We start from the raw sequence: 14,873 nt of genomic DNA, 5'->3' as shown, positions 1-14,873 counted from the left end.
GATCATGACATTGAAGACAACGCTCCTGGCTTTCGTGGCCGCCATCTTGACAATGGCAACTCCAGCCGCTGCTGAAAAGACCGTCATTACCGACGTGGCAGGGCGAAAGGTCGAACTGGAACTGCCGGCAAAGCGCGTCCTGGTTGGCGAGGCGCGACAGATCCATGTGATCGCGGCACTGAAGGGCGAGCACCTGTTCGACACGATCGTCGGCTGGCGCGATGACATGATCAAGAAGGACCCGGACTCATATGAAGCTTACCTTGAGCGTTTTCCGGCGCTCAAGGACCTGCCACAAGTCGGCTATATTCCAAGCGGTACCTTCAGTTTGGAGGGAGCAATCGCCCTCCAGCCGGACGTGCTGACCCTTAACATTGAGGCGCAAAAGTCCGCTCAGGAATCCGGTATCGAGGAAAAGGCGGCCGCTGCTGGTATCGCGATCGTCTATCTCGATTTCCGGGTCGATCCGGCCAAGAACAGTGAAATAAGCGTCGAACTGCTCGGCAGCATCTTTGGCGAGCCCGCGAAAGCACAGGAATTCATCGATTATCGCCGCGCCCAGATTGCGCTCGTCACCGATCGCCTTGCCAGAACAAGCGACCTGGTACGCCCCAAGGTCTTCATTGAACGCTCTCCCGGAATCTCCGGAGACAATGTGTGCTGCCGTACCTTCGGGCCAGCCAATTTTGGTGAGATGGTGGAACAGGCAGGCGGCCATAACATCGCGAACGACGTGCTGAAAACCACCTTTGGCGATCTCAACCCCGAGCAGATCATCGTCAGCAATCCCGACCATGTGATCGTCACGGGCGCCAACTGGGCAGCCGAATCCGACATCAACCAGTTCGTTCACGTCGGACGCGGCGCTGATCCTGCCAACGCCCGCAACAAGCTGGAAGCCTTGATGCAGCGCCCCGCCTTCTTCAGCCTCGCAGCGGTAAAGAATGGCAAGGTTCATGCCGCCTGGCACCAGTTCTACGGTGTTCCGTACGAGTTCATTCCGATCCAGCAATTTGCCAAATGGTTTCATCCCGAGTTGTTTGCCGACATCGATCCCGACAAGACCTTCCGGGAGTTCCATGAACGGTTCCTGCCGGTCACCTACAAGCCGGGATACTTCGTGTCCCTTCCTTCCGGTGGAGAGTGATGGTCACTGTGGCAGATAAAATTGCAGCCGCAGAAGGGCACGGTCGTTACCGTGCCCTGGTCTTGCGCCGGTTGCTGCTGATTGGCGGCTTGTGCATTGCACTGTTCCTCTCTGTCGCCATCGACATGGCGCTCGGCCCGGCAAACTACGCGCTTTCCGATGTGCTTAAGGCCCTGTTCCAGTCGAGTACAGTCAGCGACCAACTTCGGGTTGTCATCTGGGATATCCGAATGCCGATTGCTCTGATGGCGGTAACCGTCGGAGCCTCGCTTTCGGTTGCAGGCGCGCAGATGCAGACGATCCTCGCAAACCCGCTGGCCAGCCCGTTCACGCTTGGCATATCCGCGGCGGCCGGGTTCGGCGCAGCACTCGCCCTGGTTGGCGGGATCGCAGTATTTCCGGTAGCAACGCAGTTTATGGTGCCGGTCAACGCCTTCCTTATGGCGATGCTGGCAGCGCTTTTCATCCATTTCGCATCAACCATGCGCGGCGTGACCGTTGAAACTATCGTCCTTCTCGGCATCGCCCTGGTCTTTACTTTCAATGCGCTCCTGTCGCTGCTCGAATATCTCGCCTCCGAGCAGGCCCTCGCGGCAGTCGTGTTCTGGACCATGGGAAGCCTTACCAAGGCCACCTGGCCAAAGGTTTGGGTCACCGCGGCAGTTCTCGTTGTGACACTCCCGCTCTTCGCCCGCCGCGCCTGGGCATTGACGGCCTTGCGGCTCGGCGAAGACAAGGCAGCCAGTTTTGGCATCAATGTTCGCCGCTTGCGGCTTGAGACCATGATGACGGTGAGCCTGCTCGCCGCCATACCGGTTTCCTTCGTCGGCACGATCGGCTTTGTCGGTCTTGTTGGTCCGCATATCGCGCGCATGCTTGTCGGTGAAGATCAACGCTTCTTCCTGCCGGCGTCGGTGATTTGCGGTGCGCTTCTCTTGTCGACCACCTCCGTCGTCAGCAAGACGCTCATCCCAGGCGCTGTCCTCCCCATCGGCGTCATCACGGCACTTGTCGGCGTTCCGTTCTTCTTTGCGCTCATTTTCACACATCGGAGGCGTTCATGGTAGGGTTGGCGCTTGAAGGCCTCGGGGCCCGATACGGCAAACGCATCGTCCTCTCCGGGGTGAACACCGGATTGCTGTCTGGCGGCGGCATGACCGCTGTGATCGGACCGAATGCGGCAGGCAAATCAACCCTGTTCAAGCGCATTGCCGAACTGACGTCGGGACCGGGCCTCGTGCATCTGTCCGGCACCGCCGAGGGCAAGGATACCATCTGCTATATGCCGCAGGACACGGGAGTCAACGCAGTGCTTACCGTTTACGAGTCGATTCTGCTCGCATCCAAGCAGGGTTCAGGCTGGAAAGTCCATGACAGCGAACTACACGAAATCGACCGTATCCTCAGTGCGCTGAGGATCGACGATCTCGCCTTCCGCAGCCTCGGCGAATTGTCTGGCGGTCAGCGGCAACTCGTATCGATTGCCCAGGCACTCGTGCGCAAACCGGAAATCCTGCTAATGGATGAACCGACATCGGCGCTGGATCTTTTTCGTCAGGTGGAAGTCCTCAGCTTCATGAAGAGCCTCTCTGCCCGCTCGAACATGGCCGTGATGATTGCACTGCATGATCTCAACCATGCCTTGCGCTACTGCGACAATACAATTGTCATCGCCAATGGAACGATGATCGCCAGCGGTCCGACCAGCGACGTTATTACGCAAGAGCTGCTGCGCGACATATATCGCGTCGATGCCCGGATCGAGAATTGTTCGCAGGGACGGCCTGTCATTATTGTCGACGGATCATTGACCTAGCCGAAGCACGCCTGTCGCAATCACAACTCACCGAGTTGCACGAGCATCCAGCACATGCCTGCCACGGCTATCGCCAGGAGCGAGGCGATCCAGACGTGAACGCCAAACCTGACCGTTCCCAAGGCCGACGCATAGACAGCCTTGGCCACGGTATTGGAAAGCACCGCAAGACCTATTGCCAGTGATGCAGTTTGAGGTGAAAGCGTTGAGAGCATGCCTGTAACCGTTACTGTCGCGGCATCCACGTCGGCAAGACCAGACAATGCGGAAGCAATCAGCAGGCCCCCATCGCCAAAGAACTGGCTCGCAACGCGAACGAGAAATCCGACCCCGACAAGCAGCAATGCCATTTTGACGACCTCGACGAGGTCGAAGGGATTTTTCACACTGAGCTCGGGATGTTCCGCAGCGCTCCGTCTTGCTATCAGATAGGCGTATCCCAACATGGTCGCCGCTCCACCAACAAGCACGGGCAGCAACAGCATGGTGAGGGGACGTGCCAACATGGCCACCAGGAACATGGTGCGAAGCATGGAGACACCCCCTGCACTGATGGCTCCGGCAGCGAGAGGCCGGGCCAGGTCTTCTGTTAAAGACCGGCGAGCGTTCGAAACTGTTGTTGCCGTGGACGAAATCAAACCTCCAACGGCTCCTCCGACGATTTCCCCCGTGGCGCTTCCGAGAATGCGCACGGCGGCGTAACCGCAAAAGGAAATTGCAGCGAGTGCAATGACCATCGTGAGGATTCTTGACGGCGAAATGCCACCGAATGGTCCGATTGGCTCGGACGGGACAATCGGAAGGATGACGAACGTCAGGGCGAGAAGAATCACCGCTGAACGCAGTTCCGTCCAGCGAAGTTTTCGCATGGCTGCATGCAGAAAATCCCGGCCCGCGAGCACGGCGACTAGCGTAACCCCTCCTGCCGAAGCGACCGTCATATCTCCAAGGACGGCGACAACAGCGAAGGCGAATGTCAGCATCGCCGCAACCACAGATGTCACGCTATAATTTTGCTCGGCAATCGCCTCACGCAACTGAAACAGCGTGAATACGAAAGTAAGTGTAATCAGAAACCCGATGATGATTATTCCAGAGAAACCTCCGGGAGGCGTGATCGAATGCTCGATGAGGCCAGTTGCGCCGCCCAGCATGCCGATCAGCGTAAATGTGCGGATTCCAGCGGTGCGGCTACCGTCGTCCTCATCCTTTTCACGCCAGTGTCGCTCGACGCCGACAGCTGCGCCGATCGCGATCGCCAATCCCATACGTTGAAATATTTCAAAGTCTTCCATGATAGGAATATCCGCCCGATACTCCCCTCTCGTCAATCGATGCGGATTCTATCAGATCACAATCTCGGGCAGTTCGGTTTTCGCAGCCGTCTGCAGGTGTTCAGCCTCTTCCTGCTCAATCCACCGATAGGGAGAACGCAGCCGCGTTCCGACCGGTCCCCAGTTGCCGATGGCAGCGAGCAGCTTGTCGAGTGCCGCATTGGAATAGCCAAACTTCTGCCTGAACGGCACGATATGCTCGTCCATGAACCTGCATATTCGCTGCTCGATCTCAAGCGCAGCACCAATGTCGTTCTGCATCAGTTCCGTCCAGTGTTGCGCGCCGCGTGGGCTGAGGCAGGCAACATTCGAAAATGACCCGGCAGCCACCCCTTCCCCGACTCCGGTTGCGAGATGGTGTCCGGGAACGAACAATGAGACCCCGTGCACGTGCTGCCGGGCATCGGCATACCAGTCCTTGCCGCCATCGGCGAGCTTCACTCCGACGACCCCCGGTGTGTTGGCCAGAACGACGCCGAGTTCCGGCAGCGAAAGCACACGCTTTGCGTGGGGCGGATTGTAGAGGATCAGCGGGATTCCGTTGGCAGTGTCACTTGCCCTGTTCAGGAAGTCGATCGCTTCCTCGTTGGTTACGGGCCACCAGTCCGGCAATATGACCTGGATGGCGGCAGGCTGCAGCACCGCGGCGCGACGCACGCGATTGAGCATGATTGCCGGGTCGGGCTGGCAGGCGCCGATGATGAACGGCATGCCCGCTTTTTGGCAACGCTCGGCCAGCATCAGCTGAATGCGATCGAACTCTTCCTCAGTCTGGTTGTGGAATTCGCCTGCGGTGCCGTTGGAGTAGATGCCATCGACCTTCGCGTCGATCAGGATATCGATTTCGACGCCGAGTTTCCTGAACTCAATCGCATCGTCCGCCTCGATGGGCAGCAGCAGGCTGGCCCAATTGCCCCTGATCGCATGTTCTCCTGATTTCACATTGAGCTCCTAGTTCAGATCGTCGCGGATACAGGCCTTGAAGTGGCCCGGCCCCACTTCGCGCAATTGCGGCACCGCGCCACCGCAGGCCTCAAGCGCGTTCGGACAGCGCGTGCGGAACACGCAGCCGCTTGGCGGGTTGGCCGGGCTCGGAATGTCGCCTTTCAAGATCTGCCGGTTACGCGGTGCATCGGGATCTGGCGACGGGATCGCCGAGAGGAGCGCCCGTGTGTATGGGTGCTGCGGCCGCGCATAGAGGTCAGCGCTCGGGGCAATCTCCATGATCCGGCCCAGATAGAGCACGATGACCCGGTCGCAGATATATTCGACCACCGCCAGATCGTGCGAGATGAACAGCATGGTGAGGCCGAGCCGCTGCTGCAGATCGCGCAGAAGATTGATCACCTGCGCCTGGATCGACACATCCAGCGCCGACACCGGTTCGTCGGCGACAATGAATTCCGGCGCGAGCGTCAGCGCGCGTGCAATGCCAATGCGCTGGCGCTGGCCGCCTGAGAATTCATGGGCATAGCGATTGATCGCGTCTGCCGGCAGGTCCACCTGTTCCAACGCGGCGCGCGCCCGGTCAACACGCTCCTTGCGCGTACCGATGCTCTGGATGTTCAGCCCCTCCGTCAGGATTTCGCCGATCGTCATGCGCGGTGAAAGGCTCGCGAACGGATCCTGGAAAATATACTGCATTCGGGGCCGCGTCCGCCGCATCTGCGAGGACGACAGCTTGGTAAGCTCCGTTCCGTCGAATTGAACGCTGCCGGAGGAAGGTTCCACAAGCCGTAAAACGGAGCGCCCGATCGTCGTCTTGCCGCTGCCGGACTCCCCGACAAGCCCCACGACTTCGCCTTTGGCGATATCGAAAGAGATGCCTTCGAGGATGTTGAGCCGCGTGCCGCGCGAGACATAATGCTTGGCGAGGTCGCGGACAGAAATGAACGGCGCAGCTGTCATTGACCGACCTCCTGCCAGCGGATGCAACGGCTTTGATGTGCGGGATCGACGGCGGCGAGCCCCGGCACCGCCACCCGGCAGGCGTTGATCGCAAACCGGCAGCGCGGCGAAAATGCGCAGCCATCCGGCATGTTCGCAAGGCTCGGCATCACGCCGGGGATAGCCGCCAGTTTTTGTCCGGCATGTTTCAAGCGCGTCGCCTCCCCTAGCCGCGGCATCGAGGCGAGCAGGCCGAGCGTGTAAGGATGGCGCGGGTTGCGGAAGACCTCAGCGACCGGACCTTCCTCCACAATGCGCCCCGCATACATGACTGCCACGCGGTGCGCGATCTCCGCCACCACACCGAGATTGTGGGTAACGAAGAGCACGCCCATGCCACGCTCGCGCTGCAACGTCAGCAAGAGGTCGAGGATTTGCGCCTGGATCGTCACGTCGAGCGCGGTCGTCGGCTCGTCGGCGATCAGCAATACCGGGTCGCAGGCCAGCGCCATGGCGATGGTTGCGCGCTGTCGCATCCCACCCGAAAGTTCGTGCGGGTACTGCCCCGCCCTTCGCCTCGCGTCGGGAATGCCAACCTGTTCCAGAAGCGCGATGGCCGCATCCATAGCCGGCTTGCGACTGGCGTTGCGGTGGATGCGAATGGGTTCGGATATCTGATCGCCGATCGTGAAAACCGGATTGAGGCTGGACATCGGCTCCTGGAAGATCATGCCGATATCATCGCCGCGGATTTTCCGCATCTGCTGCTCGTCCAAAGCGACGAGATCCCGCACCGAACCATCCTTGCTCCTGAAGCGAATGCTGCCGGCCGCTATTGCGCCGACATTGCGGGTCAGCAACCGCATCACCGACAGGCTCGTCACCGATTTGCCCGAGCCTGATTCGCCCACCAGCGCAACGGTCTCGCCAGCGGCTACGGTCAAATCAAGGCCGTTGACAGCCGTGATCTCGCCGCCGCGGGTCCGAAAGATCGTCCGCAATCCGCGGATATCAAGGATAGGTTCGAAGGGCGCGTTCATTTCCTGTCTCAGCCAAGCAGGCCTGTTGACCGCAAAATCACATCGATCCTTGCAGTCTCGGCTTCGTCGAGCGCCGCGCGCGGCCGCGGCATGACGTTGGTGGCGATGACCCCGAGGCTGCGCATCGCGGTCTTGAAGGCGCCGGCACCGGAAGCACCGTCGCTGACCCTGCCCTGCGCAACCCATACGATCTCGAACAGGCGGCAAAGACGCTCCTGTTCCTTGCGTGCGGCAGCCCAGTCGCCGCGCTGGGCGGCATCCCAAAGCCGCACATAGCCATGCGGGTCAACATTGGCGAGCCCCGGCACCACGCCATGGGCGCCCATCTGCAGCGCATTGTCGACGACGATCTCGGAACCCGTCATCAGGAAGACGTCTCTGTACTCGGCAAGATCGAGCAGCGCGTAGCGGAAATTGCCATCATCGCCACTGGAGTCCTTGATGCCGATGATCACGCCTTCCCTGGCAAGCGTCGTTACTGTCGCGCGCGCCAGCTTGACGTGCACGCATACCGGGATGTCATAGGCTACCAGCGGAATGTCGACGGCGTCCCTGATATAGCGGAAATGGTCCAGCGTCTCGGACTGGCTGGTGACCGTATAGAATGGCGCCGTCACAACCACGGCAGCAGCCCCGGCGGCTTTGGCAATCCTGGCGTGGTTGATCACACGATCCGTCGTCGGATCGATAACACCCGCTATCACCGGCACGCGTCCATTGACCACTTTCACCGTATGCTCAAGGATTTCCTGCCGCGTCCGCTCATCGTGGAACACCACCTCGCTGGTCGAGCCAAGGACGAAGACGCCATGGCTCCCTCCCCCGATCAGGTGTTCGAGAACCCGCGTGTAGGATGGATAGTCGACCGTGAAATCCGGATTGAGCGGCGTTACGACGGGAGGAACAACCCCATGGAATTTTGTCATTTTGCTTTCTTTCGTTGTCAGTTCAGTTCGGCACGGGGATCGAATGCGTCCCTCAGACCATCGCCTATGAAGTTGATTGCAAGGACGGCAAGGACCAGCGCTCCACCGGGGAACAGCCATTGCCAGGGAAATTGTTCGAGCACCGCCGTTGAACGCGCCGCATTCAGCATGTTGCCCCAGCTGGCAGCGGGAGGTGCAATGCCGAGCCCAAGAAACGACAATCCCGCCTCGAGCAGGATCGCGTTGGCAATCTGCAGCGTGGCGTAGACGACGAGAATATCGATCGAGTTCGGCAGGCCATGCCGGAACAGCAGATGTCCCAGCCCGGCCCCCATGCCGCGCGATGCCATCACGAAATCACGCTCGCGCAGTTCGAGCAGGCGTGAGCGGATCATGCGCGACAGTAGCGGCCACGAGAGCAGCGAGATAACCAGAACCGTCGGCCAGATACCCGTGCCGGCAATCGATGCCAGTACCAAGAGAAAGATCACCGGCGGCAGCGTCATGACCAGATCGACAAAGCGCATCGTCACAGCATCGGTCCAGCGCCCTGCAAGCGCCGAGATGGCGCCGACAAGAAAGCCAATGATCGCCGATATCACTGTGGAGGCCACCGCCACAAGGAGCGAAATACGTCCGCCCTCGAGTACTCGGGCGAACACGTCCCGACCGACACCGTCGGTGCCAAACCAGTGTGTCGCCGTTGGTCCGCTGTTCATGGCGAGAAGATCAATGTCGTTTGGCTTGAACGTCCACCACAAAGGATAGGACAAAATGAGCAGCAACATCGGCACGATAACGCCGACACCGAAAAGCGCCGCCCGGTTGTGCCCGAAGCGATGGAACGCGCGGGCGGTCGGTCCGGGGCTCGGGCGCGGTGTTCGAGCAAGCATCTCAGCCCACCTTGATGCGCGGATCTATGACCGCATAGGTGATATCGGTCAAGAGATTGACGACGATGACGCAGGCCCCGATGATCAGCGTCGAGCCCATGATGACAGGATAGTCGCGTGTCTCGACCGCATTGACGAGAAGCAACCCCATTCCCGGCCAGTTGAACACACTTTCGATGAAAATCGCGCCGCCGATCGCAAGTCCGATCGTCGATCCGATCAGCGTCACGACAGGCAGCAGTGCATTGCGCAAGGCATGCTTGGCGATGACCCAGAATTCCTTGACGCCCTTGGCACGCGCCGTGCGGACATAGTCCTGGTTGAGCACTTCCAGCATCGAAGCGCGCGTGTAGCGCATGATCAGCGCGGCTTGGGCAATGGAAAGCAGTGCCGCCGGCAGGACCAGATGATGCAGCAGGTCGCCGATGGAGAATTCGGCGCCGGGTGTCAGCATGCCCCCCGACGGTGCCCAATTCAGGGAAACGGCGAAGATATAAAGGCCGATCAGCGCACTCAGGAATGGCGGGCTGGAAATGCCCGCTAGCGCAAAGACCGAGAACGACAGATCCGCGACGGAATTCCGCCGCACCGCGCTGACAACGCCAGTAATGATGCCGGCCATGATGGCCATGACCAGCGCAGAACCCATGAGCAGGACTGTTGGCGCGATGCGCGACAGCACCAGGCTTAGCACCGGCTGGTCCTGCCGCTTGATCGAGAAGCCCAGATTGCCGGTAAGCGCCTCCCTGAGCCACGCCACATATTGTACCGGCAAGGGCTGGTCGAGCCCGAGCTGGCTACGCAGGTCCGATAGCTGTGCTGGGGACATCGGTATGTTCGGATCGATATAGGCATCGATCGGATCACCGGGCGTGAGCCGCAGGAGCAGGAAGATCAGCATGCTCAAGGCGATGAGCATGCCGGCTCCGATCAACAGGCGGCGAAGGCTGTACTGAAGCATTTTGATTCCATCTTGCCGGGGTGACCTAGGTCACCCCGCACTTTCAAGGGCTCGACTATTCGCCGATCGACCATTTCTCCGGATGGGCCGCGTAGGGTCCACCCCCCGGAGCCGGTGTCCAGATGAAATCCTTGAGCTTTGACGACACAACGCCATAGCGGTTCGCCACCCACATGGTTGCCCATGGCAGATTCGCATTCATCACCTTGCACACATCCTGGTAGCGGGCATCGCGTTTGGATGCATCCGGTTCGGCAAGTGCCGCATCAAGGGCTGAATTCAGTTCCGGCATGCGCGCCCGAACGACGTTCGGGCCTGCAGGCGGAATCTGCTTTTCATTGAGGCCGACATTGATGCTGCCCGCGTCCGGCCCGTTCTGCAGACCCGCATAGACCATCTGGAACTGCGCAACATCGGGCTTCGGATTAAGCACGATGCTGTTATAGGTCGGCGTATCGACTGCGCGCGGCACGACATTGATCCCGACCTGCGCCAGCATGGCCTGCACCGCGGCAAGCACATTGGTCGCCAGCGGCGTGGTGTAATAGGTCAGAAGTGTAATCGGCTTGTCGCCGTTGATGTCGGCCCAGCCAGCTTCTTCGAGCAGCTTCTTCGCCTTCTCCGGATCATAGCCATATGTGTCGATACCCTGCGGTATCAGCTGGTCGACGACATAGGCACAGTTTGCCGGTTTGGCAGCACCGGCATAGAGACTCTGGATAATTGCATCGCGGTTAATCGCATACATTACGGCCTGGCGGACACGCACGTCCTTCCAGATCGGGGACTCATGGTTGAAGCCGAGATAGTTCACGACATAGGAATCGCCTTCGATCACTTTGAAGGCCTCATCACCCTTGAACGTCGACACATCATTCGAGTCGACGTAGGTGAACTGGATTTCACCCGCACGCAATGCCGCGATAGCGGCCGCCGGATTGGCAAAATACCGGTTGATCACACGCTCGAGCGCCGGCTTTCCTCCGCGGTAATCGATATTGGCAGCAAGTTCGACATACTGGTCAGTGACGTATTTGGTGAATTTGAATGGTCCAGTACCGATTGGCGCAGTCGACCACCAGCTGTTCTTGGCAAGCTGGTCGACAGGAATGGCGGCCAGAGCATGCTCGGGCAGCATCATCACCTTGGTCATCGTATCGAGCGTGCTTGCGCTCGGAGCACTCAGCTTCACCACCAATGTGTGCTCGTCCGGCGCTTCCACTGACGCAATCGCTTTCAACCGCGCAGCAAGCACGGACCCCGATCTTGCATCCATGGCGAGTCCCATGGTGAACTTCGCATCCTTGGATGTGAGCGGCTTGCCGTCATGCCATTTGGCATCAGCCAGCTTGAAAGTGTAGGTCAGCTGGTCTGCACTCACCTCGTAGGAGTCCGCCAAGACGCCAACCACCTTTTGCAGCTTCTCGTCATAGGCGACCAACGGCTCAAAATAGACGCTGAGCCAGGTAAATCCGGCGGTCGCCGCAAGCGGGTTGAAATTGCCCTGGAAACCTCCCGGTCCCACGTCAAACCCGCCTGAAAGCGTCGCTGCCTGCGCCGGTCCTGTCGAAAGGCCGGCCGCTCCCGCCAGCGCAACGGATATCGCCAGCGCCGAGGCTATTATTCTCAGTTTCATGGTATCCTCCCATTGGATGAATCGATCTTGTTATGTGCAATCACCCGAGCGATTCCCTCGTAATGACTGTCGAGACGGTTGCGTGCGTCTTCGAGATTTCTGGCTTCGACCGCATCAACGATTGCTTCGTGGTGGCGCCACGTAGCCATCGGATCGGTGTTTTCGAGATTGACGAAGTCGGACGCCTTGTAGAATGCGAGCCAGAACACCTCGATGAGCCGCACCAGCGTCTCATTGCCCTGGCAGCGGAACAGCAATCTGTGAAACTGCCTGTCCTCCTCGACGAATGCCTCATTGCGTTCAGCATGGACGCGCATCTGGGCAACGACCTGCCGCAGCTCGCGGATATCTTCGTCGGGAATCAACTGCAGTGTCTTGCCGATGAGCCCGACTTCCAGCGTGCGGCGAATTTCGAGCACTTCCTCGACCTGGCGCAGTGCATCGCCGAGACCATAGGCGAGATTGTCCAAAAGCGGCTCGAAGGAGAATGCCTTGACGAACACCCCAACCCCTCGCCTCGACTCCAGCACTCCCAGCGACTCCAACGCCTTGATCCCTTCACGAAGGGAGTTCCTGCTGACACCGAGCTGATTGGCAAGCTCTCCTTCCGGCGGCATGGGCGCGCCGGCTTCGAGACCGTTTTCATTGATGTAAGCGCGCAGGCTCTCCTGCACGGAAACGTGGAGCAAGGGCGCGCGATGCAAAGGCTTCAGCGATTTGAGGGTCATCATTGTCCCGATCTTCTCAATGCCGACTACATAACCACTTGTAGGATATCTGTCAACAGGACATTGTCGATCCCAATATGAACAAGGTTCGATGAAATCGCTTGTAGTACTCGCAACGCTATCTGATAGAGTTGCCCTCAGAGATGCCTGGAGGAAGAATGACCAGCAAGAATGTCGAGCCGCTGCGCCCCCTCGGACGCGGGTCGGGAACACTGATTTCGCCTGCCTCGGCAGCGCGCTGGCTGATCGTCGCCATTATTGTCGCCGGCATCTATTTCTTTCACGGTTTCCTGGTTCCCGTTCTTGCGGCGCTCGTCATTGCGTTTGCCAGCTGGCCAGTCTTCAGGCGTCTGCGGATGGCACTGGGTGGCAACAAGACCGTTGCTGCCATCGCTGCGATCCTGCTTCTGCTCACATTTATCATCGTCCCGGTCGCCCTGGCAGGGGTCTACGCCGGCAATGAAATTAGCGAGTGGGTAAAATGGGCGGTCGAAGTCAACAGGTATGGCGCCCCACCGCCGCAATGGATCGTAGGACTGCCGCTCATTGGTGAGTGGCTCAGTCAAATGTGGGTTCAGCATGTCGGGCCTCCAGGCGCCCTTGGCCATCTCCTGCAAATCGGTACCGGCGCGAACTTCGGAAGCATCTACCGGGCGGTAGTCATCGCCGGTGGCGGTGCATTCACTCTGCTCCTGACGACGATCTTCATGCTCATCGCCCTCTTCTTCATCTTCAAGGATGGCGAAGCATTCGCGGAACAAATCGACCGGTTGGGGGAGCGGCTGTTGCCAACGCGCTGGGAGCGCATATCGCGTGTTGTCCCGGCGACCATCAGTTCGACCGTCACAGGCATGACCATCATCGCCATCGGCGAAGGTGTTGTCCTTGGAGGCGCCTACTGGATTGCTGGTGTTCCGTCACCGGCAACGCTCGGAGTTATCACGGCAATCATGGCCCTGGTTCCGGGCGGCGCGCCACTGTGCTTTTCGCTCGTCTCCCTGTATCTCGTCGGTAGCGGCTCGCCATTGGCGGGTCTGTTGCTGTTCATTTGGGGTTCGACGGAATTGTTCATCGTTGACAAGACGCTGCGCCCCAAACTCGTAGGCGGCCCCGTCAAGCTGGCGTTCCTTCCGACCTTCTTCGGATTGATTGGCGGCGTGAAGACGATGGGGTTCCTCGGACTGTTTATCGGACCAGTCCTGATGGCGCTGCTGGTGGCGATCTGGCGGGAATGGCTGCGGGAAATCGGCGCCGATGAGCGGGATGAGCCTCTCACGGCTGATAACACAGCACTCACCCTGAACGACACCAATAGCAATATCAAGGAATTGAGCGCCGGTTATCAGAGAAAAAGCGACTGAGTGCTCTACCGGCCGATGGCCTCGCCCGTGCTCTTCAGGAAGAAGTGCATCTTTTCAGGGTCGATTGGTACGTTGATGATATCATCATGGACGATCGCAGAACCGGCCGGCACCTGTGCCGTAAAGGCGGCAGAACCCGCCGTGCCAATGGCAAGTGTGTGAGGTCCAAGCGGTTCGACGTCAGCGACCTTCACCGGGATTGTCGGGAAGGAAGGAACCGCCGTCATGGTGTGCTCCGGGCGGATGCCCAGCACGACAGGATTACCGACCGCATCGGCAAGTTTGCCGGAGCGGCTTGGTGGAATGGGAACCAGGACGCCATCCGCGGTACGGAATTCCAGTGCAGTGCCGCTCTGCTCCAGTGAGCCCTCCAGGAAATTCATGCTTGGCGCACCGATGAAGGCAGCGACGAACAGGTTCTTGGGCAGCTCGTAAAGCGTTATCGGATCCGCCGCCTGCTCGATACGGCCCTGGTTCATCACCACCACACGATCGGCCATGGTCATGGCTTCCACCTGATCATGGGTTACGTAGACGATAGTGGTTTGCAGCCGGCGGTGCAGGAGTTTGATTTCGGTACGCATTTCGATGCGCAGCTTGGCGTCGAGATTGGACAGGGGTTCGTCAAAGAGGAACACGTCGGGCTGGCGGACAATGGCACGGCCAATGGCAACGCGCTGGCGCTGACCACCCGAAAGAGCGTTCGGCTTGCGATTGAGATAGGCCCCCAGATTAAGAATGCGTGCCGCTTCGGAAACTGCCTTTTCGATCTCGGCCTTGGTCGTACCGCGCACCTTCATGCCGTAGCCAATGTTTTCGGCAACAGTCATATGCGGATAAAGCGCGTAATTCTGGAACACCATCGAACAATTGCGCAGGCCAGGACGAAGGGCTGTCACATCGCGGTCGCCAATGCGGATTTCACCCGATGTGGCCTGTTCCAATCCTGCGATCATCCGCAAGGTGGTGGTCTTGCCGCAGCCGGAAGGGCCAACGAGAACTACGAACTCCTTGTCCGCGATCACCAGATCAAGCGGCGGAATGACCGAAACGCCGCCAAAAGATTTGGTGACCTGCTGCAAGCGCACTTGGGACATGCTTTGTCCTTCTCCAAGAGAGTTGAAAACCCGCCCCGGTATATGTC

General features: G+C 59.3%; 14 protein-coding genes. 4 read left to right on the top strand and 10 right to left on the bottom strand.

Going from position 1 to position 14,873, the window contains the following annotated elements:
• Positions 1 to 52 precede the first annotated feature (52 nt).
• Genes CU102_RS11040 through CU102_RS11030 form a run of 3 tightly spaced genes read left to right on the top strand, consistent with a single transcriptional unit; the run spans position 53 to position 2,963 of the window.
• Positions 53 to 1,147 carry an ABC transporter substrate-binding protein gene (locus tag CU102_RS11040; RefSeq protein ID WP_245425306.1) on the top strand — a complete coding sequence of 365 codons (1,095 nt, stop codon included), beginning with the start codon at positions 53 to 55 and terminating at the stop codon, positions 1,145 to 1,147.
• The gene (locus CU102_RS11035) at positions 1,147 to 2,214 is read left to right on the top strand and encodes a FecCD family ABC transporter permease (RefSeq protein WP_166648374.1); all 1,068 of its coding nucleotides are present in this window, start codon (positions 1,147 to 1,149) and stop codon (positions 2,212 to 2,214) included. Before CU102_RS11040 ends, CU102_RS11035 begins: the two co-directional genes overlap by 1 nt.
• Positions 2,208 to 2,963 (top strand): ABC transporter ATP-binding protein, encoded by a 756-nt coding sequence (locus CU102_RS11030; protein WP_106711150.1) that lies wholly within the window; start codon positions 2,208 to 2,210, stop codon positions 2,961 to 2,963. Before CU102_RS11035 ends, CU102_RS11030 begins: the two co-directional genes overlap by 7 nt.
• A 20-nt stretch (positions 2,964 to 2,983) precedes the next feature.
• Here the strand turns inward: CU102_RS11030 and CU102_RS11025 are convergent, their stop codons facing one another.
• Genes CU102_RS11025 through CU102_RS10985 form a run of 9 tightly spaced genes read right to left on the bottom strand, consistent with a single transcriptional unit; the run spans position 2,984 to position 12,368 of the window.
• On the bottom strand, positions 2,984 to 4,258 hold the full coding sequence (locus CU102_RS11025; protein ID WP_106711149.1) for an MgtC/SapB family protein: 1,275 nt from the start codon (positions 4,256 to 4,258) through the stop codon (positions 2,984 to 2,986).
• Between the two features lie 51 nt (positions 4,259 to 4,309).
• Positions 4,310 to 5,239 carry a dihydrodipicolinate synthase family protein gene (locus tag CU102_RS11020; protein WP_106711148.1) on the bottom strand — a complete coding sequence of 310 codons (930 nt, stop codon included), beginning with the start codon at positions 5,237 to 5,239 and terminating at the stop codon, positions 4,310 to 4,312.
• A 9-nt stretch (positions 5,240 to 5,248) separates the two neighbouring features.
• A complete protein-coding gene (locus CU102_RS11015) occupies positions 5,249 to 6,205 on the bottom strand; it encodes an ABC transporter ATP-binding protein (RefSeq protein WP_106711147.1) in 957 nt (318 codons plus the stop codon).
• Complete coding sequence (locus CU102_RS11010) at positions 6,202 to 7,224, bottom strand: ABC transporter ATP-binding protein (protein ID WP_106711146.1); 1,023 nt, start codon at positions 7,222 to 7,224, stop codon at positions 6,202 to 6,204. Before CU102_RS11010 ends, CU102_RS11015 begins: the two co-directional genes overlap by 4 nt.
• A gap of 8 nt (positions 7,225 to 7,232) precedes the next feature.
• Complete coding sequence (locus CU102_RS11005) at positions 7,233 to 8,150, bottom strand: dihydrodipicolinate synthase family protein (protein WP_106711145.1); 918 nt, start codon at positions 8,148 to 8,150, stop codon at positions 7,233 to 7,235.
• 17 nt (positions 8,151 to 8,167) lie between these two features.
• Positions 8,168 to 9,043, bottom strand: a complete 876-nt coding sequence (locus CU102_RS11000) for an ABC transporter permease (RefSeq protein WP_106711144.1) — start codon at positions 9,041 to 9,043, stop codon at positions 8,168 to 8,170.
• A gap of 1 nt (position 9,044) precedes the next feature.
• Positions 9,045 to 10,004, bottom strand: a complete 960-nt coding sequence (locus CU102_RS10995; RefSeq protein ID WP_106711143.1) for an ABC transporter permease — start codon at positions 10,002 to 10,004, stop codon at positions 9,045 to 9,047.
• 55 nt (positions 10,005 to 10,059) lie between these two features.
• Positions 10,060 to 11,640, bottom strand: a complete 1,581-nt coding sequence (locus CU102_RS10990; protein ID WP_106711142.1) for an ABC transporter substrate-binding protein — start codon at positions 11,638 to 11,640, stop codon at positions 10,060 to 10,062.
• On the bottom strand, positions 11,637 to 12,368 hold the full coding sequence (locus CU102_RS10985) for a FadR/GntR family transcriptional regulator (RefSeq protein ID WP_106711309.1): 732 nt from the start codon (positions 12,366 to 12,368) through the stop codon (positions 11,637 to 11,639). The genes CU102_RS10990 and CU102_RS10985 overlap by 4 nt, the downstream gene beginning before the upstream one ends.
• Positions 12,369 to 12,526: 158 nt before the next feature.
• Here CU102_RS10985 and CU102_RS10980 point away from each other — a divergent pair, with 158 nt between their 5' ends.
• Positions 12,527 to 13,729, top strand: coding sequence for an AI-2E family transporter (locus tag CU102_RS10980; RefSeq protein ID WP_245425296.1), 1,203 nt, complete (start codon positions 12,527 to 12,529; stop codon positions 13,727 to 13,729).
• A gap of 5 nt (positions 13,730 to 13,734) precedes the next feature.
• Here the strand turns inward: CU102_RS10980 and CU102_RS10975 are convergent, their stop codons facing one another.
• Complete coding sequence (locus CU102_RS10975; protein WP_106711140.1) at positions 13,735 to 14,826, bottom strand: ABC transporter ATP-binding protein; 1,092 nt, start codon at positions 14,824 to 14,826, stop codon at positions 13,735 to 13,737.
• Between the last annotated feature and the right edge of the window lie 47 nt (positions 14,827 to 14,873).

Origin of the sequence: Phyllobacterium brassicacearum, from assembly GCF_003010955.1 — a bacterium.
GTDB classification, from domain to species: Bacteria; Pseudomonadota; Alphaproteobacteria; order Rhizobiales; family Rhizobiaceae; genus Phyllobacterium; species Phyllobacterium brassicacearum.
The sequence above is the reverse complement of the archived record's forward strand: the minus strand, read 5'-3'. Positions and strand labels throughout refer to the sequence as shown.

What these genes read in the sequence shown, in the direction of transcription:
- CU102_RS11040 (WP_245425306.1), top strand. Translation starts at nt 53, where the DNA reads ATGGCAACTCCAGCCGCTGCTGAAAAGACCGTCATTACCGACGTGGCA.
- CU102_RS11035 (WP_166648374.1), top strand. Translation starts at nt 1,147, where the DNA reads ATGGTCACTGTGGCAGATAAAATTGCAGCCGCAGAAGGGCACGGTCGT.
- CU102_RS11030 (WP_106711150.1), top strand. Translation starts at nt 2,208, where the DNA reads ATGGTAGGGTTGGCGCTTGAAGGCCTCGGGGCCCGATACGGCAAACGC.
- CU102_RS11025 (WP_106711149.1), bottom strand. Translation starts at nt 4,258, where the DNA reads ATGGAAGACTTTGAAATATTTCAACGTATGGGATTGGCGATCGCGATC.
- CU102_RS11015 (WP_106711147.1), bottom strand. Translation starts at nt 6,205, where the DNA reads ATGACAGCTGCGCCGTTCATTTCTGTCCGCGACCTCGCCAAGCATTAT.
- CU102_RS11010 (WP_106711146.1), bottom strand. Translation starts at nt 7,224, where the DNA reads ATGAACGCGCCCTTCGAACCTATCCTTGATATCCGCGGATTGCGGACG.
- CU102_RS11005 (WP_106711145.1), bottom strand. Translation starts at nt 8,150, where the DNA reads ATGACAAAATTCCATGGGGTTGTTCCTCCCGTCGTAACGCCGCTCAAT.
- CU102_RS11000 (WP_106711144.1), bottom strand. Translation starts at nt 9,043, where the DNA reads ATGCTTGCTCGAACACCGCGCCCGAGCCCCGGACCGACCGCCCGCGCG.
- CU102_RS10995 (WP_106711143.1), bottom strand. Translation starts at nt 10,004, where the DNA reads ATGCTTCAGTACAGCCTTCGCCGCCTGTTGATCGGAGCCGGCATGCTC.
- CU102_RS10990 (WP_106711142.1), bottom strand. Translation starts at nt 11,640, where the DNA reads ATGAAACTGAGAATAATAGCCTCGGCGCTGGCGATATCCGTTGCGCTG.
- CU102_RS10985 (WP_106711309.1), bottom strand. Translation starts at nt 12,368, where the DNA reads ATGACCCTCAAATCGCTGAAGCCTTTGCATCGCGCGCCCTTGCTCCAC.
- CU102_RS10980 (WP_245425296.1), top strand. Translation starts at nt 12,527, where the DNA reads ATGACCAGCAAGAATGTCGAGCCGCTGCGCCCCCTCGGACGCGGGTCG.
- CU102_RS10975 (WP_106711140.1), bottom strand. Translation starts at nt 14,826, where the DNA reads ATGTCCCAAGTGCGCTTGCAGCAGGTCACCAAATCTTTTGGCGGCGTT.